Genomic DNA, 23,632 nt, shown 5'->3' with positions numbered 1-23,632 from the left:
TTACATTTGGTAATTCGATACGAAAATGGCCAAACATAAACTTCAACCGGACAACTGGGTAGACCAATACGCGGATTACCTGTTCAACTATGCGGTCTCGCGCGTAAGCGATGCAGAAATCGCAAAGGATTTGGTACAGGAAACCTTTTTTGCAGGTTTGAACTCGGCCAAAAACTTCAAAGGGGACGCTGCGGAACGCACTTGGTTGGTTTCCATCCTTAAGCGAAAAGTAATCGATCATTACCGAAAGATAAATTCAAAAAAGGGCAAGGCCGAGGTACGCATCAACTACAGCTCCGATTCGGATGCCGAAGGCGATTGGCTGGAGCAGCAAGTAGCCGATCCTTTTAGCAAGGATGGCGACAATATCCTTGAGAATGAGGAATTGGGACTGGCCATACAGGATTGTATCACCAAACTGCCCCAAAAACAGGCATTGGTCTTCAAATTGAAAACAATCCAAGGGATGAGTACCGAAGATGTGTGTAATGAACTGGACATAAATCCGTCCAACCTCTGGGTGATGATCCACAGGGCGAGAACGGCACTTATGGGTTGTTTAAATGAAAACTGGTTTTAGGTATGAAGATTTCGTGTAAAGAGGCATCTAGTATTTGTGACAAATCCCAATATAAAGAGGCAAGTTGGTGGGATATCATTAAACTGCGCGTGCATTTGCTCTATTGCAAAACCTGCCAATTGTACTCCAAAAAGAACAGTGAACTTACCTCATTGTGCGATAAGGCCGGACTTACCATGCTATCTGACGAGGACAAAAAGAAAATGAAAAGGGACCTCGAAGAAAAAATTTAGGCCACAAAGCGTTCTGCCCACCAAAATAGGCAAAACCAAAAAATAGGGATGGCTTCCACCCAAAACATTACAAAGTACTTGGATTTCATCCGCTGATGCGAAGCCAACATCACCAAAAGTATCACACAGATCACGGATTGCAGCTCCGCCTCCAAAGGATGCAGTGTATCCTTCAAAAAGGTAAGCAAAAAGAAGATAAGCGTAAGGCCCATTCCCAAACGTCGTGTGGCTCGCTCGCCCAAAACCTGGGGCAAGGTTCTCAAACTGCGATCATCCCATTGCAGATCTCGGATTTCAAAAGGCAGAATCAATACCAAAACCAATATCATTCTTTGAATGAAGGTGACCGAGAAATCCCAGTCCAACGGTACATTGGCATCTAGAACGGGCAACAAAACAGAGAAACCTGCCCATACAAAGGCCACGATGTAGATTTTTAGTCCGGCCAAGTTCCGTAAATTCTTGGCCCTCGGCAAAAGAGGTACTGCGTAAAGGGCGGACAAGACACCCAAAACGGCCGTAGCCCACCAAATGTTACTATCCAAATGGAACAAAAAATAAAGGGCAAATACAAAGCACACAAAACTGAAGATTTGGATAATCCTGTGATAGGCATTGGACACAATAAGGTATTTATAGGCCTCTACCCCGTACTTGATAAAATTATAGCAAACGATCACACTGCAAAAAATGAATCCCAACAGATGTAAATCCAACGAACTGTCCAACAAATAAAAGGTAACACCTGTCAAGGAAATCACTGCTATGGCCACGTGAATACTGGCATCCAAATAAAAATCAAACAGTGCTTTTAAGGTTCTCATGCGGTAAAATCCCAATCCGTTGGCCCTAGGTTAATTGGTGGTTAACAACTTTGCGCCATCCACCATCAAAATTGACCATTTTCATCGAATTAATCCCTAATTTTGTGCACTTTATTGGATTGAACATGAACACAGAGGTTTTTGCTGCCAGGCACATTGGCATCACAGAAAGAGACTTGCCCCACATGCTCGAAACCATTGGGGTGGAAAGTGTGGAACAGCTCATTTACGAGACCATTCCCGATGACATCAAGCTTAAAAAACCATTGGACCTTCCGCAAGGCATCAGCGAACACGAGTTCCTGAACCATCTGCATGCGTTGGCCAAAAAGAACAAGGTTTTTAAGAGTTACATTGGTCTAGGGTATCATGAGTCGCTAACACCTTCGGTCATCAAAAGAAATATTCTTGAAAATCCAGGATGGTATACCGCCTATACGCCATACCAGGCCGAGATTGCCCAAGGTAGATTGGAGGCCCTCCTGAACTTCCAGACCATGGTCGCCGACCTGACAGGTATGGAAATTGCCAATGCTTCGCTTTTGGACGAAAGTACCGCAGCTGCCGAAGCGATGAGCATGTTGTTCGAGCTTCGTAGCCGCCAACAGAAAAAGGATGGTGCGGTAAAATTCTTTGTTTCTGAAGAGATACTTCCCCAAACCCTGAGCTTGTTGGAAACACGTGCGATTCCTTTGGGCATTGAATTGGTTATTGGAGACCACGAAGCGTTCGATTTTTCATCGGATTTTTACGCTGCGCTCTTGCAATATCCCGGGAAGCACGGTCAGGTAAATGACTATGCATCTTTCGTGGAGAAAGCCAAAGCCAAGGACATTAAAGTGGCCGTTGCCGCAGATATCCTGAGTTTGGTGATGCTCACTCCTCCAGGGGAATGGGGGGTGGATGCCGTAGTGGGGACCACACAACGTTTCGGAATCCCATTGGGTTATGGTGGACCACACGCGGCCTTCTTCGCCACTAAAGAAGCCTATAAGCGAAATATTCCCGGTAGGATCATCGGAATTACCAAAGACACCGATGGCAACCCGGCCCTGCGGATGGCGCTCCAAACAAGGGAGCAGCACATTAAAAGGGACAAGGCAACCTCCAACATTTGTACGGCTCAGGTGCTCTTGGCCGTAATGGCTGGAATGTATGCTGTATTCCATGGACCGGATGGTTTAAAATATATTGCCAATAGTGTTCACCAAAAGGCAAGGGCCTTCGATAAGGTTTTAAAACATTTGGGCCTTAATCAGCTTAATACTGGCTTTTTTGACACTTTGAAAGTTAAGATTGATAATGTTGATATACTCAGAAAAATTGCGGAACATGTCGAGATCAATTTAAACTACATTGACCATAATCATGTGTCCATCTCCTTTAATGAAGCTATCTCAAATGATGATATGCTAAAATTAATCAAGGTTTTTTCGAGTTATAAGGAGGCTACACCAAACGGAAATGAATCGAGCAAAGATTTCCACGCACAAATCGATAACACTTCTTCCGAAAAATCGATACCACAATCTCTGCAAAGACAGGCTCCATTTATGCAGCACGAAGTCTTTAATTCCTATCATTCGGAAACAGAGTTGATGCGCTACATCAAAAAATTGGAGCGAAAGGATTTGGCGTTGAACCACTCCATGATTTCTTTGGGCAGTTGTACCATGAAGCTGAACGCTGCTTCCGAAATGTTGCCATTAAGCTGGCCAGAATGGGGCAATATTCATCCCTTTGCGCCTATTGATCAGGCCCAAGGCTATCAAGAAGTGCTTACATCATTGGAAGAACAATTGAATGTCATCACCGGTTTTGCGGCTACTTCCCTGCAACCCAACTCAGGGGCACAGGGCGAATATGCCGGACTTATGGTAATACGTGCTTATCATGAATCCCGAGGGGAAGGGCATCGAAACATTTGTTTGATTCCATCCTCGGCGCATGGAACCAATCCAGCGTCGGCCGTAATGGCAGGCATGCAAGTAGTGGTGACCAAAACCGATGAGAAAGGAAACATCGACATGGCGGATTTGGAAGAAAAAGCCAACAAATATGCCGATAATCTTGCTGCTTTGATGGTCACATACCCGTCCACGCATGGTGTTTTTGAGTCATCCATTAGGCAAATCACCAAACTCATCCACGACAATGGTGGACAAGTCTATATGGACGGTGCCAACATGAACGCTCAGGTTGGACTCACCAATCCAGCGACCATTGGGGCCGATGTATGTCACCTTAACCTGCACAAAACCTTTGCCATTCCTCACGGAGGTGGTGGCCCAGGCGTAGGTCCCATTTGTGTGGCCGAGCAGTTAAAGCCCTTTTTGCCCACCAACCCTGTGATCAAAACAGGAGGGGAAAAAGCGATTACAGCCATATCCGCAGCACCTTGGGGAAGTTCCTTGGTATGCCTGATCTCGTACGGATACATCAAAATGTTGGGTGGTGAAGGACTTACCAAAGCAACAGAAGCCGCAATTTTGAATGCCAATTACATCAAAGACCGCCTAAAAGGTAAGTTTGATGTGCTCTATACGGGTGAGCGCGGACGCGCTGCCCACGAAATGATCATCGACTGTAGACCTTTTAAAGCGAATGGCATTGAAGTAACGGATATCGCCAAACGGCTTATCGATTATGGTTTTCATGCCCCTACAGTTTCTTTCCCTGTGGCCGGAACTATGATGATAGAACCGACCGAAAGCGAAAGTTTGGCCGAATTGGATCGTTTTTGTGATGCACTCTTGTCCATCCGAGCGGAAATTGACGAAGTTTCTGCCAACGAGACGGACAACGTACTCAAAAACGCTCCGCATACCCTCGCCATGCTGACCAGCGACTCTTGGAGCCATCCTTATAGTCGCGAAAAGGCCGCTTTCCCGCTGCCTTATGTGGCCGAAAACAAATTTTGGCCGAGCATCAGAAGGACAGATGAAGCGTTTGGGGATCGTAATTTAATGTGCACTTGTGCACCCATTGAAGATTACGTAGAAGCGTAAAAACCATTATAAACCTTGATAAAAAGCCTTGATCTTAAAAATAGACCAAGGCTTTTTTCGTATCCAGCGAGATATGGGTTATCTTTTGGATATTGTAAAATATACTATGCATGCATAGTAATTGATTGTAGCATACATTAACTTGTATTCATTAAAACCTCAACAACTCATGAAAATCGGTATTACAGGCATTGGAAGTTATATCCCGTCCATCGTGACCAAGAATGAAGATTTCTTGCATCATCAATTCATGGAGACGGATGGAACTGCATTTGAGCAACAGAACAATGTAATCATCGAAAAATTTCAAGCCATTACCGGAATCGCCAACCGCAGGTATGCCAAACCCGAGCTAAAAACATCCGACCTCGGCTACTTGGCCGCTGAGGAAGCTATTTCCAACGCTGGAGTGGATAAGGAGGAGTTGGACTACATTATCTTCGCCCACAACTTTGGCGACCTTACCCATGGTAAAATACAAGGAGACACCTTGCCCAGTTTGGCCACAAGGGTGAAACACTTATTGCGCATACAGAACCCAAAATGCGTAGCCTACGACCTTATTTTTGGCTGTCCCGGTTGGATAGAGGGGCTGATTCATGCCAATGCTTTCATTAAAAGTGGCATGGCCAAAAAATGTCTGGTCATTGGAGGAGAAACCCTTTCGAGGGTCGTGGACCATCATGACAGGGATAGTATGATCTTTTCTGATGGCGCCGGTGCTGCCATCGTAGAGGCCAATCCGCCACACGGCGAAATCCTGTCACACGCATCCGTCACTTACGCCAACGAAGAAGCCTATTATCTGTATTTCGACAAATCCAATAGTCCAGAGGCCTCTGAAGACACGCGATACATCAAAATGCAAGGCAGGAAAATATACGAGTTTGCCTGTATTAACGTGCCCAAGGCCATGGCAGCTTGTTTGGATGACAGCGGAGTAAGTATCGATGAGGTAAAGAAAATTTTTATCCATCAAGCCAACGAAAAAATGGATGAGGCCATTATTAAAAGGTTCTACAAAATATATGGTAAGGAAATACCCGAAAACGTGATGCCCATGAGCATACAGGATTTGGGAAACAGTTCCGTAGCCACGGTACCAACACTATTTGACCTGGTGTTGAAAGGCAAACTTCCGAACCATCATGTGGAAAAAGGAGATGTGGTCATCTTTGCAAGCGTTGGGGCTGGCATGAACGTAAATGCGATTGTTTACAGATATTGAAATCCCGCTTCAAGTGCTTAAAATGAACCAAATTGCCTTAATAGCATCTCACTAAACGCAAACTTAGTTGGGATTTGTTATTTGTTTTTTGGAATTTTAGCCCATGTACGAAAACAACTTTCCCAATAAGCGCTACAGACATACTTTAGCCTTTTTGAAAAAGCACATCGACCCTTCCGAAACCATTTTGGATTTAGGTGTTGAGAACCCCTTTTCAGAAATCATGAAATCCAACGGATACCAAGTAACCAACACCAAAGGTGAGGATTTGGATATCGATTTTAAAAAAGCCGCGAATTCGGATGCGGATGTGGTAACCGCCTTTGAAATTTTTGAGCATTTGGTCGCTCCCTTCAATATTTTGAAAGAGATAAAAGCCAACAAATTGGTCGCCAGTATTCCGATGCGTTTATGGTTTTCCCCTGCCTATCGCAGTAAAACAGACCCTTGGGACCGTCATTACCATGAATTTGAAGATTGGCAGTTTGATTGGCTTTTGGAAAAAGCGGGTTGGACAATAAAGGACTCCGCCAAATGGACCAATCCCACGAAAAAGTTGGGCTTTCGTCCCCTACTTCGCTTTTTTACCAATCGATATTATATTGTGTACGCCGAGCGAAGCACAACCTAATTGGTGAGTTCCCGTTTAGCTTTTGAGATTTTAGCCCATGCGCATCAGTATTATCATCCCGGCCCACAACGAAGCAGCTTTCTTGGAGGAGTGCCTCGATTCCTTTGTGAATCAGACCTATCTGCCCAATGAATTAATTGTGGTGGACGATAATTCTTCCGATACAACCTTTGCCATTGCACAGGACTATGCCAAAAGGCACGAATGGATAAAAGCCCTTCAACGCAAATCGACGGATGAGCACATTCCGGGCAAAAAGGTGGTGGATACCTTTAATTTTGGATTGAAACACGTTTCGGCCTATGATCTCATTGGCAAGTTAGATGCCGATATCGTACTTCCTCCCAACTATTTTGACAACATGGTGAACCAGTTTCAGGCCAATTGGAAACTAGGGATGTGTTCGGGATTATTGTTCGTTCAAAATGGGGACCAATGGAAGTATGAGGACATTGCCAACAAAAACCATATCCGAGGCCCCATTAAACTGTATCACAAAGCCTGTTTCCAAAAGATTGGTGGTTTACGTCCAGGGGTGGGATGGGACACAGTCGACACACTTTTGGCCCGATACCATGATTTTGATACCGTAACCCTGCCCGAACTCAAGGTGAAACATCTACGGCCCACAGGCCATGGGTATAGCAGCAAAAACTATCAATCCAAAGGAGAAGCGATGTATCGGATGAGATATGGGCTTTTACTGACCAAAATTGCAGTCTTAAAAATGGCTTGGCAGGCCAAAAGTCCCAATTTATACCTCCAAGCGGTATGGGGTTTTTTAAAGGCCTTAATCCAGGGACAGGGGAAATATGTTTCCAAAAAAGAAGGCAAATTCATCAGAACATATCGATGGAAAGGAATTTGGTCCAAAATCCAATAGTCAACCTCCGACTATAAGTTGCTTATTCGTAGTTAATTACCTATTTAATCCATCGAATATTTTTACAGTGGTCATCAAATCCAACTACACAACCCCATTTTAGGGCTCATCCGTCAATTCAAAAGGCCCATCCGTCAATTCACTGCACATTTTATATTCAAACCATTGTATCTTTAAATCAGTATTCAGCATAACCCAAAAAAGTAGTTGTTCAATACATAGAACGCCTATATAGTTCTAAAAAAAGGTTATGCTATGAAATGGTTTCATCACATTACAAAGGTCTTACCGTTCGCTTTAGCGCTTATCGGTGTAAACTGGTATTCCCATGCGCAAATACCGGGACAGAGTTATTTCCCAAATGGTAACAATTATATAGAATATATTTATGGAAATCATCCAGTAATTCTTTCCATCCCTCATGACGGTGATTTAAAACCGGATGAAATTCCAGATAGATCTTGTCCCAATTGTGTATATGGCAACGACACTGACACCCAAGAAATGGGAAGGGCAATGGCTCAAGCCTACTTTAACAAAACAGGGCATTACCCTTTTGTGGTCATCAATCGATTAGCTCGAATAAAGTTTGATGCCAACCGCAATAAGAATGAGGATGACAACGACAACAACCCTATCATTCAAGAAGCTTTTGACAATTACCACGCTTATATTGCGGATGCCAAGAACAAGATTATCCAAGACTTTGGCAGAGGTCTTTTTATCGACATCCATGGACATGCCCACGATATTGAAAGGGTTGAACTAGGTTATACCCTAACCGGGCATGAACTTCGTCAAGCGGACGAGGTTTTGAACACTACTACCTTTATGAATCGCAACAGTATCAAAACCTTGGTTTATGAGAAAGTCGGTGAAATGACCCATGTACAGCTCATAAGGGGAGGACTAAGTTTAGGAAATTTGTTTCATGATAAAGGCTTCCCCACCGTACCAAGTGCTGCAGACCCCTTTCCGAAGGAAGGTGAACCTTATTTTAATGGTGGGTATAATGTATGGATACATGGGTCACGATTAAATTCCGGAAATATTGATGGCATACAGATTGAAATCAATCAAGATGTGCGCTTTGATGCTGAAAGCAGTGCTCTTTTTGTTGATGCTGTGGCTACTAGCCTTATAGAATATCTCAGCTTACATTATGGGTTTGGTGTTATCGACTTTGATGGTGATGGTGTCCTGTCCAATTTGGACTGTGATGATTTTAATGCCAACATCAATCCTAACACAAACGAGATTCCATACAACGGTATCGATGACGATTGTGACCCTGCCACACCAGATGATGACCTCGATGGAGATGGTTTCAGCAACGTGGAGGATTGCGATGACAATAATTCCAATATCAATCCAAATGCCGAAGAGATTCCATACAATGGCATGGATGACGATTGTAACCCTGCGACACCAGATGACGATTTGGATGGAGACGGATTCAACAATGCGCAGGACTGTGACGATGAAAATGCTGATGTCAACCCCAACTCAGACGAGATACCCTACAACGGAATCGACGACGATTGTAACCCTACGACACCTGATGATGATTTGGATGGAGACGGATTCAACAACGTGGAGGATTGCGATGACAACAATGCCAATATCAATCCAAATGCCGACGAGATACCCTACAATGACATCGACGACGATTGCAACCCTGCCACACCTGATGATGACCTCGATGGAGATGGTTTCAGCAACGTGGAGGATTGCGATGACAACAATTCCAATATCAATCCAAATGCCGAAGAGATTCCATACAATGGCATGGATGACGATTGTAACCCTGCGACACCAGATGACGATTTGGATGGAGACGGATTCAACAATGCGCAGGACTGTGACGATGAAAATGCTGATGTCAACCCCAACTCAGACGAGATACCCTACAACGGAATCGACGACGATTGTAACCCTACGACACCTGATGATGATTTAGATGGAGACGGATTCAACAACGTGGAGGATTGCGATGACAACAATGCCAATATCAATCCAAATGCTGACGAGATACCCTACAATGGCATCGACGACGATTGTAACCCCGTGACCCCCGATGATGACCTCGATGGAGATGGTTTCAACAACATGGATGACTGTGACGATAACAATGTTGACATCAATCCGGGTACCAACGAGATACCCTACAACGGAATCGACGACGACTGTAATCCCGCCACTCTAGATGATGACCTCGATGGAGATGGTTTCAGCAACGTGGAGGATTGCGATGACAACAATGCCAATATCAACCCAGGCTCAAACGAGATTCCATACAACGGTATCGACGATGACTGCAACCCTGCCACACCTGATGATGACCTCGATGGAGATGGTTTCAGCAACGTGGAGGATTGCGATGACAACAATTCCAATATCAATCCAAATGCCGAAGAGATTCCATACAATGGCATGGATGACGATTGTAACCCTGCGACACCAGATGACGATTTGGATGGAGACGGATTCAACAATGCGCAGGACTGTGACGATGAAAATGCCAGTGTTAATCCCAACGCCGAAGAGATTCCATACAACGGTATCGACAATGACTGCAACCCTGCCACACTAAATGATGACTTCGATGGAGATGGTTTCAACAACATGGATGACTGTGACGATAACAATGTTGACATCAATCCGGGTACCAACGAGATACCTTACAACGGAATCGACGACGATTGTAACCCTGCGACACCTGATGATGATTTGGATGGAGACGGATTCAACAATGCACAGGACTGTGACGACAACAATGCCGGTGTTAATCCCAACGCTGAAGAGGTTCCTTACAACGGCCTTGACGATGATTGCGACCCCGCCACTTTGGATGATGATTTGGATGGGGATGGATTCAACAATGCGGAGGACTGCGATGACAACAACGCCAACATCAATCCAAATGCAGAAGAAATCTTCGACAATGATGTGGACGAAAACTGTGATGGCTTGATTGAGGTTACCCCAACAAAACCTGAAACATCTGTATCAGCAGGAAACGCTAAAGACTACCTATACATTTACCCCAATCCAGCAAATGATTTCATTTATATTGAAAAGTGGGACAAATATCAATTCTTGGTCGAAATCTATGATGTCAACAAAAGACTTGTATTGCGTAAGTTTAACACGAATCAACTAAATATCCAGTCACTTGCCAATGGCATCTACTTCCTCATCTATTATGATGAAATGGGCGAAAGAATTGTCAAAAAATTGATTGTGGATAGAAAATAATGGATTCCTTTACCGTTTTTAGTTAAATTTCAACACCTCGCCAATAGGTTGCCCAGTTGTACCATTTGGGAAAGCGATTCCCAATAAAGTGGCAATGGTAGGGGCTATATCGGAAATCTCCGTGCGGTTTACCGTACTTCCCTGTTGAATGCCTTTCCCATATAATAAAAGGGGGACATGGGTATCATAAATCTGTGGGGAACCATGGGTGGAACCTGTTCGGCTGTAAGAGATAAAGCCTACATTGGGCACCAAGAGCACATCCCCGGAACGTTTTTGGTTATACCCATTTTGCAAAATGTATGGAATCCCCTTGGTATACTCATTCTCCCACATTTGATGCCCTGTATATACCTGGGCAATTCCCTCATAAGAAAGTAGTTCTTTGGCGATGGCCTCTTGGGCATCATCCAGATCGATATCCAAATTGGCCAGAATGGTATGGTCCAAAAACAATTGATAATTGGATAGATCTCTCACCACATCGGTGGTCCCATAAGTGTATTGAAGAAATGTATTGAACTTTTCACGCATGCCGCCCATATCCAAATATCCGGCGGGAATCTTTGCATCCATCAAAAAAGAAGGAACGTGAATCGCCGCGTGATCGGCGGTCAGAAAAACGGTGTATTCACCTTTGCCCACTTTTTCGTCCAAAGTCGATAAAATTCTTTCCAAATCTTGGTCTAGTCTAATGTAGGTATCCTGGATTTCTTTGGAATTCACTCCAAAAAAGTGACCTACATAATCCGTGCTTGAAAAACTGATGGCCAAGAAATCGGTTATGGTATCCGCTCCCAAATCCTCTCCTTCCAAAGCGGCCAAGGCAAAATCGGCCGTGATGCTATTTCCATAGGGGCTTCTCCTGATCAAATCGAACTGACCGTTTTGGTCCCAAATGGCCGGTAAATCATGTGGAAAGGCATTACTGGTTTCACCCTTCTGCAATCCTTCATAATTGTTGGCATCCAGTCCACTTTCAACATAAGTTTCAATCGGTTTTAGGGTAGTCCAAGGCTTTTTGTATGCCTCAACCTTATCGGAAGCGTTAAAATCGGCTACCCATTGTGGCAATTCATCCATATAATAGGAACTGGTAATCCAATTTCCGGTTTCACCTCCTTCAAACCAATAGGCCGCATTGGCGGTATGTCCTGCAGGCAGTATGGCCCCTCTATCCTTCAAGGCAACACCGATTACCTTCCCACGCATCTGGGTATGTAACCGCAATTGATCGGTAATGGTGGTGGTCAACATTCGGTGCGGCGACATTTTTCCCAAATCCGATGTAGTACCCACAGATTCATAGGCATCATCGCCTGCACAATAGACGTCTTTTCCCAATTCCTTGTCGAACCAATCGTTACCGATAATCCCATGTACCGCGGGGGTCGTTCCCGTGTAAACAGAGGTATGTCCAGGCCCCGTACTGGTAGGCGCATAGTTAAAATGGTTGTTTTTACAATTGAAACCTTCGTTTACCAACCGTTTAAAACCGCCCTCCCCATATTGATTCCAAAAACGGGTGAGATAATCGTAGCGCATTTGGTCCACCACAATACCGACCACCAATTTAGGCTGATGTGCAATTGGAGCAGGTTGCGGTTCTGGGGCAGTATTTTTTCTTCGTTGGCCATAGGTTAGACTGATCATACTCAAAGCCAAAACGGAAAGGATAAGGTTGGTCGTTCTCATAAAAGGATTTATTCAAATAAGGACAAAACTATTGATTTCTGCCGTTTAAAAATTTAAATGAAGGTTAAATGCTCCACAATATTCTTATTTTTATCACCTCAAGTCCATTAAACGCATGAAATACCTAGCAGCGATTGGAAAATACTTCATCATGGTTTGGGAAGTATTTAAAAAACCTACCAAGTGGCGCATCATGAAGACCTTGATCCTCAAGGAAATTGATGAGTTGATTTTTGGGGCCATGGGCATCATCATCTTCATCTCCTTTTTTATTGGAGGTGTTGTTACCATACAGACCGCACTCAACCTGAACAATCCCCTACTTCCAAAAAGTTTGATAGGATTTGCGACCAGGCAATCGGTTATTTTGGAATTTGCCCCGACCTTTACCTCCATCATCATGGCCGGTAAAGTGGGCTCCTACATCACCTCTAGTATTGGAACCATGCGGGTTACCGAACAGATTGACGCCCTAGAGGTTATGGGCATCAACTCATTGAACTACCTTGTTTTTCCAAAAATTATTGCCACGATGATGTACCCCTTCGCGGTTGCTATTTCCATGTTTGTGGGTATTTTGGGCGGATGGGTCGCCGCAGTATTTGGTGGTTTTGCACCAAGTGGGGATTTTATACAGGGACTACAAATGGATTTTGATTCGTACCACGTGACCTATGCATTCATCAAATCGGTCGTGTTTGCCTTTGTGATAGCAACGGTACCCTCCTACCATGGATTTTACATGACAGGGGGTGCACTTGAGGTTGGAAAAGCCAGTACCACCTCCTTTGTATGGACCAGTGTGGTGATCATTATAGCGAATTATGTACTAACGCAATTGTTGCTGGGCTAATGATACAGGTAGAAAACATACACAAATCCTTCGGGGACAACCACGTATTAAAAGGTATTTCCACAGAGTTCGAAAAAGGGAAGACCAACTTGATCATTGGACAGAGTGGATCGGGTAAAACCGTTTTTATCAAATGTCTGCTAGGCCTTTTTGAGCCCGATGAAGGCAATATTTACTACAACGGCAATTGCTATTCCGAACTTTCCATAAAGGAACGAAGAAATTTGAGGCAAGAAATGGGCATGGTTTTCCAAGGCAGTGCCCTTTTTGATTCCATGACGGTGGAAGGCAACGTGATGTTCCCTTTGGATATGTTCACCAATCAATCGCAGTCCGAAAAACAAGATCGTGTGGATTTTGTGCTGAAACGGGTCAATCTGGTTGATGCCCATAAACGATATCCTGCGGAAATTTCCGGGGGAATGCAAAAAAGGGTGGCCATAGCCCGTGCCATTGTAATGAACCCCAAATATCTGTTCTGCGATGAGCCCAATTCTGGACTTGACCCCAAAACGGCCATGCTGATTGATAACCTTATCCAAGAAATCACCCAAGAATACGACATCACTACCGTGATCAATACACACGATATGAACTCTGTGATGGAAATCGGGGAAAAGATTATTTTCCTAAAAAATGGCCTTAAGGAATGGGAAGGCACGAACAAGGAAATTTTCAAGACGGATAATGAGGCCGTGACAAACTTCGTTTACTCTTCCGAGCTGTTTAAAAAGGTACGGCAGATGTACATTGAAGAGCGTAACTAGTTTGAAGGTATCAAAACAAATCAGTTGGCCTCTTTGATGACCAAGGTGCTATCCTGCAAACGAAGTTTTAGCCAAGCTAACATCTTTTTGGTGTCGGCCTGCTTTTGGGAAGCACTGACGCCGTTCTTCCAATCCACTTCAAAAACCGGAATAGTATCCACCTTTTTGAAATCGGTACGTAGCTGGTAGGAAAATCCCAAGGACTCAATATTTTGATAGTTGGCCTTGGCCTCCGCGCTAATATTCTGAAATGGAATCTGTTTGCCAGCGTTCTTGGTCAAGCTGGCCAATTCTTCCTCCAATAACCTGATCTGTTCATCCTTGTTCAAGAGTTCGGCCTTGTTCTTTTCGTACAGTTCGCTCACGTAGTTGAACTTCTCCTCAGAATCGTCCTTCCCCCCTTGAATAATGTGCAACTCGGCATCCTTGAGCCTATTGTACTGGTTTTTTTGTGTGCGCCAAGTGTTGACGACATTCTCCGGAACGGCCTCATCCCCCATAAATACCACTTCAATCAACGAAGTTCCATCATCCACATATTCCAATTTGGTCAGATTGTCCACATACCTTCCAGCACCCTCAAATTGATAAATTTCCACGGTTTCCTGCAAAAAACTTTGGGCCTGTTTCATAAAAAGGGATTCTTGGAACACATTATAGAAAGTGAACCCAGCGGGAATCATCACCAAAATACCAGTAATGGAGGCCAAACGTGCGATAAGCCTTCTCCGATGAGAATTGGCATAGCGTACCATGGGAAACCGTAAAAACTTGATGACCAAGAAAGTGGCCAAACCTATAAATATGGTGTTGATGATAAACAGATACATGGCCCCTGCAGCATACCATGGCTTCCCAATGGCCAATCCAAAACCGACCGTACAGAGCGGGGGCATCAGGGCCGTAGCAATCGCCACACCGAAAATAACACTCGCGATGGTACCCTTTTTAGCACGTGCAATCACCAGGGCAAGTCCACCAAAAAATGCAATGAGTACATCCCGAATATCGGGCTTGGTACGGGCGAGCAACTCGGAGGATTCATCCCTTAAAGGAAAAAGGTAGAAAAACAAAAATGCGGTGATGACACTTAAGGTGACCATGACCGTAAAGTTTTTAAGCGATCGCCGCAACGTATCGATGTCATTGATGGCCAACGACATGCCCATCCCCAAAATGGGACCCATCAATGGGGAGATAAGCATCGCTCCAATTACCACTGCGGTAGAGTTGGCATTCAACCCAATGGATGCAATAAAAATGGAACACACCAAAATCCAAGAGGTATGCCCTTTAAAAGGGATATCCGCTATAATGGATTCCTTGGTGGCTGCCGCATCCGTATTGGAGCGGATTTCCAATAAATCGGAGAGGAACTTGCGTACACTCCCCAACAGTCCCTTAAAATCCTTTTTTACCTCATCCCCGCTATCCTGACCAGGAGAGGTGTCCACTGGTTTTTGATCTTCACTCATGTATTATGCAAACTGGTCCCCAAACGAACCCTTTACCTGGTTCAACACCTTTTTTATATCCTGTTGTTTATCCTTTGGATAAATCAAAAGTACATCTTCTTTATCCACAATGATATAATCTTCCAGACCATCCACTACGACCACTTTATCCTTAGGCGTACGAATCATATTGCCCTTGGCGTTTTCCAAAAGTACTTTGGCATTCACGACTGCATTCTCATTTGGGTCCTTATCCAATTTATCATACAATGCGCCCCAAGTCCCCAGATCGTTCCAATCGAAGGTGGCAGGCAAAGTGTAAATAGATTTGGATTGTTCCAAGATAGCGTAATCTATGGATATGTTTTCTGCCTTGGCATAGTTTTCTTGAATAAAGGCCGTCTCCTTTGCTGTGTTGTAGGTAGAAATCCCTTTTTCAAACAATGCATATTGATCGGGCTGATATTTCTTGAAAGCATTCACGATGGTTTCCACGCTCCACATAAAAATTCCGGCATTCCACAAAAAGTTTCCTTGCGCCAAGAATTCCTTTGCAGTTTCATAATCTGGTTTTTCACGGAACTGAGACACCTTTTTCAGGTTGTCGTCACTTCCTTTTTCAAATTCGATGTAGCCAAAGCCGGTATTGGGGAAGGTTGGCTGTATGCCCAAGGTGCATAGCGCTTGTTCCTGTTGGCATTTATCAAAGCAGGCAATCACGTCATTTTCAAAAGCCCCCTCATCCTCTATCCAATGATCGCTTGGAGCCACGATCATAACGGCATTAGGATTCATTTTCTGAATCTTGAGTGATGCATACAAGATGCAGGGTGCGGTATTGCGCATGGCAGGTTCCAACACCACTTGATCCTGTTTCACCATGGGCAATTGCTCCAATACCAAATCGTTGTAAAGCTCATTGGTGAGGATTAAAATGTTTTCAGTTGGAATAAATCGGTTCAAACGATCAAAGGTCTTTTGAATCAAGGTTTTTCCCGTTCCCAACATATCGTGAAACTGCTTAGGGTTGGCAGATGTACTCACGGGCCAAAACCGGGAACCCACTCCCCCGGCCATCAATACGGCGTAATAATTCTTGTTCATTTGTATATGTTCTTCCATTCCTGCGCAGGCAGGAATCCATTTTGATTTTTCATTACGGATGGTTTATTCAACCAACTCCACTTCGGCATTCGGTTGAAACAAATATACTCTGCCGGTGGACAATTCCACGCATTCGTATCGCTTTACTTTTTTGTTCCCTTTTTTGAATAATCGACCATTGTACAACCTAAAAACACTTCCTGTTGGCAACTCATACACATAATGATGTTCCCGTTCCTGCTCATCAAAAGCTTTTAACGCAATCGAGAGCCTTGCATCCGTGCTACTGCTCGCCTTTGGGTTTTTAAAATGGTTCGCTATGATGGGCAACAATTGTGACGGAAATACTTCTGGTCGAATAAAGGGCACCATTAAATGCTGAAAGGTACGCTTCCACTCCATTCCGTGCGGTTTTATTCGACGACCGTAACTTTCAAAGGCCACCAAATGCGCGATTTCGTGGACGAGCGTAATCAAGAATCGATATTTGTTGAGTGAAGCATTAACGGTAATTAGGTGCAGTCCGTTGGGCAATCTGCGGTAATCCCCGTGCCGTGTAACCCGATGATTCACAATTTTCAAGTGCACCCCATGGGTTTTGATCAATTCAAAACAAGGAGTCACTGCAAGCTCTGGAAGATATTTTTGAAGGGTCATTTCCATCATTCGTCAATTGAAAACGGGCATCCGTCAATTGGGCACCTAAACTTTGGTCCAAATTTAACATCTTTAGAACGTTTTAACCCAAATCTTAAAAAATAGACACCTATGAATACTGTAAAAGATCATATGGCCTTCAGAAAGTTAAAAATTGAGTGCTCTTTTATGCGACCGGTTTTAACACCCGAAGAATACGAAATATTAAATGAGTTCGGTGCATGGATGAATGCCCTTTACGATGGCACTTTGACACCACTGACCAAAAAACAGGAGGAGTTTTGCCAAAATCTTGACACTGATGCACCCCCGACCGAAAAGTATGCAAGGATTTTTTGGTTGTACTTGAAAAGGAAGGAACTTTTTGAGCAAAACAAACTGAGCAATCAAAAAAAGCTTATGAAAGATGATCGGGAGGATTGGAAGAAAATAAGAAAAATGAGGTTCTTGATATGCAGCCTTATGGTCTTAGGTTCTACGTGGGTATCCGCTCAGGGAGAATCGTTATCCCATCAATTGTGGGAACGGGTTAAAGATTGTCAAGCCTTACTTGATGACACCGACAATGGTGAAAAACTTGATTTTAACAAGATTGATGACTCCAAAAACGGATACTTAAAAATATGGGGCAGCTACCCTACTTGCGGATGTACTTGCAGCTCAACTGTTGGGGCTTACCGGGACATTCATGGAGGATACACCTTCCTCCAAAAAGAAGAATCCTCTTGTGACTGGCGAAAGTCAATCTCATCCAACAAAGATTTGGCCTTGATCCTACCTGATAGTTTTGATATTCGTGTTTTTACCAAAAGTCCAGCACTCATAAAATCCAAGTATGCTGTTTTTTTCTTGGATGTGGAGATACCAAGATTTGGAACTGACACCAAATTCACCTTAAAACTAATTCCCTTTGGGATTTTAAAACCAGAGGAAAATTCCTTGATTACTTATAATTATTCAGAATACAATCTAGGGAAGGAAAAAAACGCCATCGCTCCGGTATTCATTCAAAATCTAAAGCACATGGTGACTAAAATCAATGATGACAAAACTTTAAAACATTTATTGAACAAAGACTATGACAGTATCAACCCAAACGACAGAACATACATCGAACAAAATGTTCTCGGGAAGGCTTCTTCAAATCGCATCAAATCATTGAATAAACTAACCGAAACGCTACTCCTACTAAAAAATGCGTACGATGTTTATTCAGATTTAGATTTTACGTCAGTTATGATGAAATGGAACAAGGAAAAAGGAAAGTTTGAGATTAAATCTAAAGGTGATCGACCTAAACCCGTTTCATTTAAAGAATTCATTTTGGAAAATGAATTCTGGGTGCCCGTCTGTTGAAAAGCACAGTAATCAATCCCTACGGCGTACTATTGCTTACCTGCAACAACTTGCCGTTGTAGAGTTTTTGCCCTGTCAATGCAAAATCCTTGATGTAGGTCGCCATCTCTAAGGCGGTGACAGGGGCTTTGTACCCTGGAAAGGCTTCCTCCAACATTTCGGTCTGTACCGCGCCCAAGGCCAACACATTAAAACTGGGTCCGGTTTCTTTGTACTCCTCGGCCAACAGTTCGGTTAGCGTAATCACGGCCCCTTTGCTGGAACTGTATGCGGATAGTCCCGGAAACTTCATGCTGCCCTGCACGCCACCCATGGAGCTCACCGTTACCACATGCCCTTCCTGACCCATCATAGGCAAAACGGCTCTTGTCATTTCGGCCACACCAAAGACATTTACTTTGTAAACCCTTTCAAATTCTTCCCTAGTCGTTTCAGAAAATGGCTTGTTCAGCAAGCTGCCTGCATTATTAATTAGTACGTCCACCACATGCCAATCTTCCAAAAAGCCCAATAGCTTTTGATAGTCCTTTGGATTGCCCAAATCAAAGGGAAAGGAGTCCACATTGGGCAAATTGAGCTTCTTTACCGGTGCTTCATTACGGGACAAGGCCAACACTTGATGTCCTTCCCGCGCAAAAAGCTTAACCAGTTCAAATCCTATTCCCCTACTCGTTCCTGTTATTATGATATTGGCCATATGTTATTGCATTTATGATTCCCGAGAAATCCTGAATCTGTAAAAACCTTCACACCTTACCTGTCTGCCCATACATCCGCCAGAAGCTCGATGTGATACTTTAAACTTAGTTTAACTTAATTTCTTGATTGGCTGCGTTGGCTATTTTTTCTATGACCGGAATGGTTTTGTTCACCACAGTAGACATGTGTTCAAAATCCATTAACCCCGCTTCATCCCCCGGTTTGTGGTAATAAGCGAAATTGGTGAAATCAAACGTGCAGAAGGTATGCGAAGGCACACCAAACTCTTGATGAAACGGAAAATTATCCGACCGCTGATACAGATTGAACTCCTTTGCAGTGGGCAGAAACCCAACCAGATTTTCTCCGGCATAGGTGTTACTGACCTCTGCCAAATTGGACATTTCATATCCTGTGATGTACATTAAATAATCTTTGTCCTGCATGGGCACCCCTGTCATTTCAAAATTGAGCATGGTGTAGAGATTCAACCCCTCTTCTTTCAGCTTCTTGGCCAAATGCTTTGATCCCAACAAGCCTTTTTCTTCGGCACTGAACAGGACAAAAATAAGGCTGCGCTTATTGGTTTTCTGTGTCCCAAAATAACGGGCCATTTCCAAAACACTAATGGTTCCAGAGGTATTGTCGTTGGCCCCATTGGCTATGGCGTCACCATTTTCGGGATTTACAACTCCAATATGGTCATAGTGCGCGCCAATCAAAATAAATTCATCTTTTAACTCCGGATCATTACCCTCTATCATACCCACTAGATTATAAGATGGCTTTTGAAAATTGGAAAGGGTGTCCCTGTAACTTTCAAAATAAGGGGTAAGTCCGTACGACTTGAAGTAATTCTCGATATAAACAGCTGCCATTTCAATGCCTTCGCTTCCCGCTTCCCTACCCTTAAGGTCGTTGCTTGCCAAGTAGTTCATCATTTCACCAATACGTTCGGCAGTAGTTGGAGCAAAAGGGGTTTGGGTCATTTGACCAGAGCCGCAACTTACCATGATCAGTGCGGCAAAAATAGAATACAATAGTTTCATTCCTGTTGTTTTTTGAATATTCTAAAGATAAAAAAAGCATCCCGAAAAGGATGCTTTCTATGTATAAGTTATGGAATGTCTATGCCAACATGGTCACTGGATTTTCCAAGTATGCCCTCAAAGTTTCAAGGAACTGGGCTCCAGTAGCACCATCAACGGTTCTGTGGTCACAGGCCAAAGTAACTTTCATGGTACTTCCCACGACGATTTCCCCATTTTTCACAACGGGTTTCTCTACAATGGCTCCGACAGATAAAATGGCCGAGTTAGGCTGATTGATAATGGAAGTAAACTCCTGAATGCCAAACATACCTAAATTAGAAACCGTGAAGGTACTTCCTTCCATTTCTTCTGGCTTGATTTTCTTGCTTCTTGCCCTACCTGCCAAATCTTTTACGGAACTTCCCAATTGACTCAAGGTCATCTGGTCTGCAAACTTGATTACGGGAACCACCAAACCTTCATCCACGGCTACGGCTACGCCCATGTGCACATGATGCTTGTAAATGGTAGTGTCGCCATTCCAAGTCGTGTTTACTTGAGGGTGCTTTTTAAGGGCCATGGCACATGCTTTCAATACCATATCGTTGAACGAAACCTTGGTATCCGGCAAATTATTGATTTGCGCACGGGATGCTTTTGCATTGTCCATATCCACCTCGATGGTAAGATAGTAATGTGGCGCCGTAAATTTGGACTCGCCCAAACGCTTGGCTATCACCTTGCGCATGGTGGAGTTTTTCACTTCTTCCACACTTTCCTCTCCCACAGGCAAGTTCACTGGAGCTACCGGCGCAGCAGTTTCTGCGGCTTTATCGGATGTAGCTGGTGCAGCTGGCTGTGCCGAAGGCTTGAAGTTTTCTATATCTTTTTTGACAATTCTACCATTATCGCCCGTACCTTTTACATCGGCCAGGTTGATGCCTTTCTCATCGGCAATCTTTTTGGCCAAAGGTGAGGCAAATATGCGCTGACCGTCATGTGCGGTAGTTGTCGTTGCTTCTTTTTGAGAAGAATCCTCAGTTGTTAATGCTTCTTCTTCCTTGGAAGCCTCTTTTTTAGGCTTGCTCTTGGCACCACCGGATGATTGAGCTTTCAGCACGGCATCCACATCGGTTCCTTCTGGGCCAATTATGGCCAAAAGTGAATCGACCGGAGCTCCTTCGCCCTCTTGGATTCCGATGTGCAACAAAGTTCCTGCGTAAAACGATTCGAACTCCATGGTCGCCTTATCCGTTTCGATTTCGGCCAAAATATCGCCTTCTTCGACTTTGTCCCCTACATTTTTCAACCAGCTGGCCACGGTTCCTTCTTCCATGGTATCACTCAAACGGGGCATGGTCACGATTTCCACTCCATCAGGAATCTCGGCGGCCTCGTCGCTATTGTCGTCAGCTAAACTCTCTTCTGCTTCGGGCTCGGCATCCTTTTCTTCTTCGGATGCGCTTGAACCACCCTCTGCACTACCATTCAACAGACCGGAAATATCTTCTCCTTCTTCTCCAATAATGGCCAAAAGTGAATCAACCGGGGCTCCTTCTCCTTCCTGTATTCCGATATGGAGTAATGTTCCTTGATGGAAAGATTCAAATTCCATAGTGGCCTTATCGGTTTCGATTTCGGCCAAAATATCCCCTTCTTCGACTTTGTCCCCTACGTTCTTGAGCCATTTCGCCACGGTTCCTTCTTCCATGGTATCGCTCAATCTAGGCATGTTGATTACTTCTGCCATCTAATTATAATTTATGTTGTAAAAATGGATAGTCCTCTTGCTCGTAAACCGTGTCGTACAATTGCTCCAATGGAGGGAAGTCCGACTCTTCGGCAAATTTCTCGCACTCTTTCACCAAATCCTTCACCTTCTTGTCAATCTTCTTAAGGTCGTCTTCGGTGGCATAACCTTTCTCAAGGATGACGTCTTTTACCTGAGTGATTGGGTCTATCTTTTTATACTCTTCTACTTCTTCTTTTGTTCTGTAATGCTGCGCATCCGACATGGAGTGACCGCGATACCTGTAGGTTTTCATCTCCAAGAAGGTTGGACCGCCCCCTGTTCTGGCACGCTCAATGGCTTTATCCATTTCCTTGGCCACAATGGCAGGGTCCATTCCGTCCACAGGTCCACATGGCATCTCATAACCAAGACCCAATTTCCAGATATCTGTGGAGTGTGATGTACGCGCTACTGAAGTTCCCATAGCATAACCATTGTTCTCACACACAAATACTACGGGCAATTGCCACAACATGGCCAAGTTAAAGGCTTCGTGCAGCGAACCCTGTCTTACAGCACCATCACCCATATAACAAAGGGTTACAGAATCCCTTTTAAAATATTTGTCGGCAAACGCCAAACCGGCTCCTAGAGGGATTTGTCCCCCTACGATACCGTGTCCACCATAAAAGCGGTGTTCTTTGGAGAATATGTGCATGGAACCTCCCATTCCTTTGGAAGTACCTGTTACTTTTCCATACAGTTCCGCCATAACTTTTCTTGGGTCCACTCCCATACCTATCGGCTGGACGTGGTTTCGATAAGCAGTGATCATACGGTCCTTTTCAAGGTCCATGGCATGAAGCGCACCTGCCAAAACGGCTTCCTGACCATTGTACAGGTGAAGAAACCCTCTTACTTTTTGTTGAATATACACAGCGGCAAGTTTATCCTCGAATTTCCTCCAGAAAAACATGTCCTCATACCATTTAAGGTAAACTTCTTTGGTGATTTTTTTCATCTACAGTAGTATTAAATGAATTTCCCCTGTGGTCGGGGACAGCAAAAATACATATATATCTGTTTTGGAAAAAGATTTGAATTAAGAATCATTCAAAAATGAGCCATCGAAGACCAAGGGCAGTATATCGCCCATGGAGCTACATTTGTAAATGGGGCCTTTTTCCGAGCCCATAATGAGGGATATGGGCGACTGTTGCCTCTGCTCGTATTCGACAATGGATTGCCTACAGTTACCGCAAGGCGCAGCAGGAATCGCATCCGCTTTCAGCGAGGGCAATGTACTGATGGCTATTGCTAGAATTGGAACTCCTGGATATCTGGCGCCTGCCTGAAAAACCGCTACCCTTTCCGCACAAAGTCCCGAAGGATAGGAAGCATTTTCCTGATTATTGCCTATAACGACTTCGCCATTTTCCAAAAGTACTGCCGCGCCAACCTTGAACTTGGAATAGGGTGCGTAGGCATCGGAGCGGGCCGTTATGGCATCCTTTAACAATTTTTGGTCGTTTTGTGACAAGTCTGATAGCGTATCGAAGATGAGCAGATCAAAAGCAATTTTCTTTTTTTTCATGTACTGTCGCGTGTATTCCAAAAATAAGAAAACCTGTCCGAGGAC

General features: G+C 44.1%; 20 protein-coding genes. 10 read left to right on the top strand and 10 right to left on the bottom strand.

What is annotated here, in order from left to right; genetic code table 11:
* Positions 1-25 precede the first annotated feature (25 nt).
* Entirely contained in the window at positions 26-580 is a 555-nt protein-coding gene (locus RBB12_RS14475; protein ID WP_179384516.1) for a sigma-70 family RNA polymerase sigma factor, read from the top strand.
* A gap of 2 nt (positions 581-582) precedes the next feature.
* Positions 583-813 (top strand): hypothetical protein, encoded by a 231-nt coding sequence (locus RBB12_RS14470; protein ID WP_293289694.1) that lies wholly within the window; start codon positions 583-585, stop codon positions 811-813.
* On the opposite strand, the gene RBB12_RS14465 is transcribed toward RBB12_RS14470, so the two are convergent.
* The gene (locus RBB12_RS14465) at positions 810-1,637 is read right to left on the bottom strand and encodes a hypothetical protein (protein WP_306014533.1); all 828 of its coding nucleotides are present in this window, start codon (positions 1,635-1,637) and stop codon (positions 810-812) included. The two genes, RBB12_RS14470 and RBB12_RS14465, sit on opposite strands and share 4 nt — an antisense overlap.
* A 125-nt stretch (positions 1,638-1,762) precedes the next feature.
* On the opposite strand from RBB12_RS14465, the gene gcvP reads away from it, so the two are divergent.
* The 5 genes from gcvP to RBB12_RS14440 all read left to right on the top strand — a co-directional run bounded on the left by gcvP (position 1,763) and on the right by RBB12_RS14440 (position 10,645).
* Positions 1,763-4,645 (top strand): aminomethyl-transferring glycine dehydrogenase, encoded by a 2,883-nt coding sequence (gene gcvP / locus RBB12_RS14460; RefSeq protein WP_306014534.1) that lies wholly within the window; start codon positions 1,763-1,765, stop codon positions 4,643-4,645.
* Between the two features lie 169 nt (positions 4,646-4,814).
* On the top strand, positions 4,815-5,873 hold the full coding sequence (locus RBB12_RS14455) for a 3-oxoacyl-ACP synthase III family protein (protein WP_306014535.1): 1,059 nt from the start codon (positions 4,815-4,817) through the stop codon (positions 5,871-5,873).
* Positions 5,874-5,976: 103 nt separating this feature from the next.
* On the top strand, positions 5,977-6,504 hold the full coding sequence (locus tag RBB12_RS14450) for a methyltransferase (protein WP_306014536.1): 528 nt from the start codon (positions 5,977-5,979) through the stop codon (positions 6,502-6,504).
* A gap of 37 nt (positions 6,505-6,541) precedes the next feature.
* The gene (locus tag RBB12_RS14445; RefSeq protein WP_306014537.1) at positions 6,542-7,387 is read left to right on the top strand and encodes a glycosyltransferase; all 846 of its coding nucleotides are present in this window, start codon (positions 6,542-6,544) and stop codon (positions 7,385-7,387) included.
* Between the two features lie 255 nt (positions 7,388-7,642).
* A complete protein-coding gene (locus RBB12_RS14440) occupies positions 7,643-10,645 on the top strand; it encodes a MopE-related protein (protein WP_306026753.1) in 3,003 nt (1,000 codons plus the stop codon).
* Positions 10,646-10,663: 18 nt separating this feature from the next.
* Here the strand turns inward: RBB12_RS14440 and pafA are convergent, their stop codons facing one another.
* Positions 10,664-12,340, bottom strand: coding sequence for an alkaline phosphatase PafA (gene pafA, locus RBB12_RS14435; RefSeq protein WP_306014612.1), 1,677 nt, complete (start codon positions 12,338-12,340; stop codon positions 10,664-10,666).
* Between the two features lie 115 nt (positions 12,341-12,455).
* Here pafA and RBB12_RS14430 point away from each other — a divergent pair, with 115 nt between their 5' ends.
* Complete coding sequence (locus RBB12_RS14430; protein ID WP_179384526.1) at positions 12,456-13,193, top strand: MlaE family ABC transporter permease; 738 nt, start codon at positions 12,456-12,458, stop codon at positions 13,191-13,193.
* A complete protein-coding gene (locus RBB12_RS14425) occupies positions 13,193-13,960 on the top strand; it encodes an ABC transporter ATP-binding protein (protein ID WP_179384527.1) in 768 nt (255 codons plus the stop codon). Before RBB12_RS14430 ends, RBB12_RS14425 begins: the two co-directional genes overlap by 1 nt.
* A 20-nt stretch (positions 13,961-13,980) precedes the next feature.
* Here the strand turns inward: RBB12_RS14425 and RBB12_RS14420 are convergent, their stop codons facing one another.
* The 3 genes from RBB12_RS14420 to RBB12_RS14410 form a co-directional block, all read right to left on the bottom strand.
* Positions 13,981-15,435, bottom strand: coding sequence for a DUF389 domain-containing protein (locus tag RBB12_RS14420; RefSeq protein WP_306014613.1), 1,455 nt, complete (start codon positions 15,433-15,435; stop codon positions 13,981-13,983).
* 3 nt (positions 15,436-15,438) lie between these two features.
* On the bottom strand, positions 15,439-16,518 hold the full coding sequence (locus RBB12_RS14415; protein ID WP_306014614.1) for a mannose-1-phosphate guanylyltransferase: 1,080 nt from the start codon (positions 16,516-16,518) through the stop codon (positions 15,439-15,441).
* 63 nt (positions 16,519-16,581) lie between these two features.
* Positions 16,582-17,181, bottom strand: a complete 600-nt coding sequence (locus tag RBB12_RS14410; RefSeq protein ID WP_306014615.1) for a SprT-like domain-containing protein — start codon at positions 17,179-17,181, stop codon at positions 16,582-16,584.
* A gap of 105 nt (positions 17,182-17,286) precedes the next feature.
* On the opposite strand from RBB12_RS14410, the gene maoP reads away from it, so the two are divergent.
* Positions 17,287-18,531: a DUF413 domain-containing protein gene (gene maoP / locus RBB12_RS14405; protein ID WP_306014616.1), complete on the top strand. Its 1,245-nt coding sequence runs from the start codon at positions 17,287-17,289 to the stop codon at positions 18,529-18,531.
* Positions 18,532-18,550: 19 nt separating this feature from the next.
* On the opposite strand, the gene RBB12_RS14400 is transcribed toward maoP, so the two are convergent.
* The 5 genes from RBB12_RS14400 to RBB12_RS14380 all read right to left on the bottom strand — a co-directional run bounded on the left by RBB12_RS14400 (position 18,551) and on the right by RBB12_RS14380 (position 23,587).
* Positions 18,551-19,228 (bottom strand): SDR family NAD(P)-dependent oxidoreductase, encoded by a 678-nt coding sequence (locus tag RBB12_RS14400; RefSeq protein ID WP_306014617.1) that lies wholly within the window; start codon positions 19,226-19,228, stop codon positions 18,551-18,553.
* 106 nt (positions 19,229-19,334) lie between these two features.
* Entirely contained in the window at positions 19,335-20,279 is a 945-nt protein-coding gene (locus RBB12_RS14395; protein ID WP_306014618.1) for a M28 family metallopeptidase, read from the bottom strand.
* Between the two features lie 79 nt (positions 20,280-20,358).
* The gene (locus RBB12_RS14390; RefSeq protein ID WP_306014619.1) at positions 20,359-22,011 is read right to left on the bottom strand and encodes a pyruvate dehydrogenase complex dihydrolipoamide acetyltransferase; all 1,653 of its coding nucleotides are present in this window, start codon (positions 22,009-22,011) and stop codon (positions 20,359-20,361) included.
* A gap of 4 nt (positions 22,012-22,015) precedes the next feature.
* Positions 22,016-23,014 (bottom strand): pyruvate dehydrogenase (acetyl-transferring) E1 component subunit alpha, encoded by a 999-nt coding sequence (pdhA, locus tag RBB12_RS14385; RefSeq protein WP_127140643.1) that lies wholly within the window; start codon positions 23,012-23,014, stop codon positions 22,016-22,018.
* 81 nt (positions 23,015-23,095) lie between these two features.
* Positions 23,096-23,587 carry a cytidine deaminase gene (locus tag RBB12_RS14380; RefSeq protein WP_306014620.1) on the bottom strand — a complete coding sequence of 164 codons (492 nt, stop codon included), beginning with the start codon at positions 23,585-23,587 and terminating at the stop codon, positions 23,096-23,098.
* Between the last annotated feature and the right edge of the window lie 45 nt (positions 23,588-23,632).

The sequence above is a fragment of the Allomuricauda sp. MMSF_3307 genome, assembly GCF_030733585.1.
GTDB lineage: Bacteria > Bacteroidota > Bacteroidia > Flavobacteriales > Flavobacteriaceae > Flagellimonas.
This window is presented reverse-complemented; position numbering and strand designations above follow the sequence as displayed.

Excerpts from the sequence above, each read along its gene's own strand:
- RBB12_RS14380 (WP_306014620.1), bottom strand. The coding sequence starts at position 23,587 with ATGAAAAAAAAGAAAATTGCTTTTGATCTGCTCATCTTCGATACGCTA.
- RBB12_RS14400 (WP_306014617.1), bottom strand. The coding sequence starts at position 19,228 with ATGGCCAATATCATAATAACAGGAACGAGTAGGGGAATAGGATTTGAA.
- RBB12_RS14420 (WP_306014613.1), bottom strand. The coding sequence starts at position 15,435 with ATGAGTGAAGATCAAAAACCAGTGGACACCTCTCCTGGTCAGGATAGC.
- gcvP (WP_306014534.1), top strand. The coding sequence starts at position 1,763 with ATGAACACAGAGGTTTTTGCTGCCAGGCACATTGGCATCACAGAAAGA.
- RBB12_RS14410 (WP_306014615.1), bottom strand. The coding sequence starts at position 17,181 with ATGGAAATGACCCTTCAAAAATATCTTCCAGAGCTTGCAGTGACTCCT.
- RBB12_RS14465 (WP_306014533.1), bottom strand. The coding sequence starts at position 1,637 with ATGAGAACCTTAAAAGCACTGTTTGATTTTTATTTGGATGCCAGTATT.
- RBB12_RS14395 (WP_306014618.1), bottom strand. The coding sequence starts at position 20,279 with ATGAAACTATTGTATTCTATTTTTGCCGCACTGATCATGGTAAGTTGC.
- RBB12_RS14470 (WP_293289694.1), top strand. The coding sequence starts at position 583 with ATGAAGATTTCGTGTAAAGAGGCATCTAGTATTTGTGACAAATCCCAA.
- RBB12_RS14455 (WP_306014535.1), top strand. The coding sequence starts at position 4,815 with ATGAAAATCGGTATTACAGGCATTGGAAGTTATATCCCGTCCATCGTG.
- RBB12_RS14450 (WP_306014536.1), top strand. The coding sequence starts at position 5,977 with ATGTACGAAAACAACTTTCCCAATAAGCGCTACAGACATACTTTAGCC.
- RBB12_RS14390 (WP_306014619.1), bottom strand. The coding sequence starts at position 22,011 with ATGGCAGAAGTAATCAACATGCCTAGATTGAGCGATACCATGGAAGAA.
- RBB12_RS14445 (WP_306014537.1), top strand. The coding sequence starts at position 6,542 with ATGCGCATCAGTATTATCATCCCGGCCCACAACGAAGCAGCTTTCTTG.
- RBB12_RS14430 (WP_179384526.1), top strand. The coding sequence starts at position 12,456 with ATGAAATACCTAGCAGCGATTGGAAAATACTTCATCATGGTTTGGGAA.
- pafA (WP_306014612.1), bottom strand. The coding sequence starts at position 12,340 with ATGAGAACGACCAACCTTATCCTTTCCGTTTTGGCTTTGAGTATGATC.
- maoP (WP_306014616.1), top strand. The coding sequence starts at position 17,287 with ATGAATACTGTAAAAGATCATATGGCCTTCAGAAAGTTAAAAATTGAG.
- pdhA (WP_127140643.1), bottom strand. The coding sequence starts at position 23,014 with ATGAAAAAAATCACCAAAGAAGTTTACCTTAAATGGTATGAGGACATG.
- RBB12_RS14475 (WP_179384516.1), top strand. The coding sequence starts at position 26 with ATGGCCAAACATAAACTTCAACCGGACAACTGGGTAGACCAATACGCG.
- RBB12_RS14425 (WP_179384527.1), top strand. The coding sequence starts at position 13,193 with ATGATACAGGTAGAAAACATACACAAATCCTTCGGGGACAACCACGTA.
- RBB12_RS14415 (WP_306014614.1), bottom strand. The coding sequence starts at position 16,518 with ATGAACAAGAATTATTACGCCGTATTGATGGCCGGGGGAGTGGGTTCC.
- RBB12_RS14440 (WP_306026753.1), top strand. The coding sequence starts at position 7,643 with ATGAAATGGTTTCATCACATTACAAAGGTCTTACCGTTCGCTTTAGCG.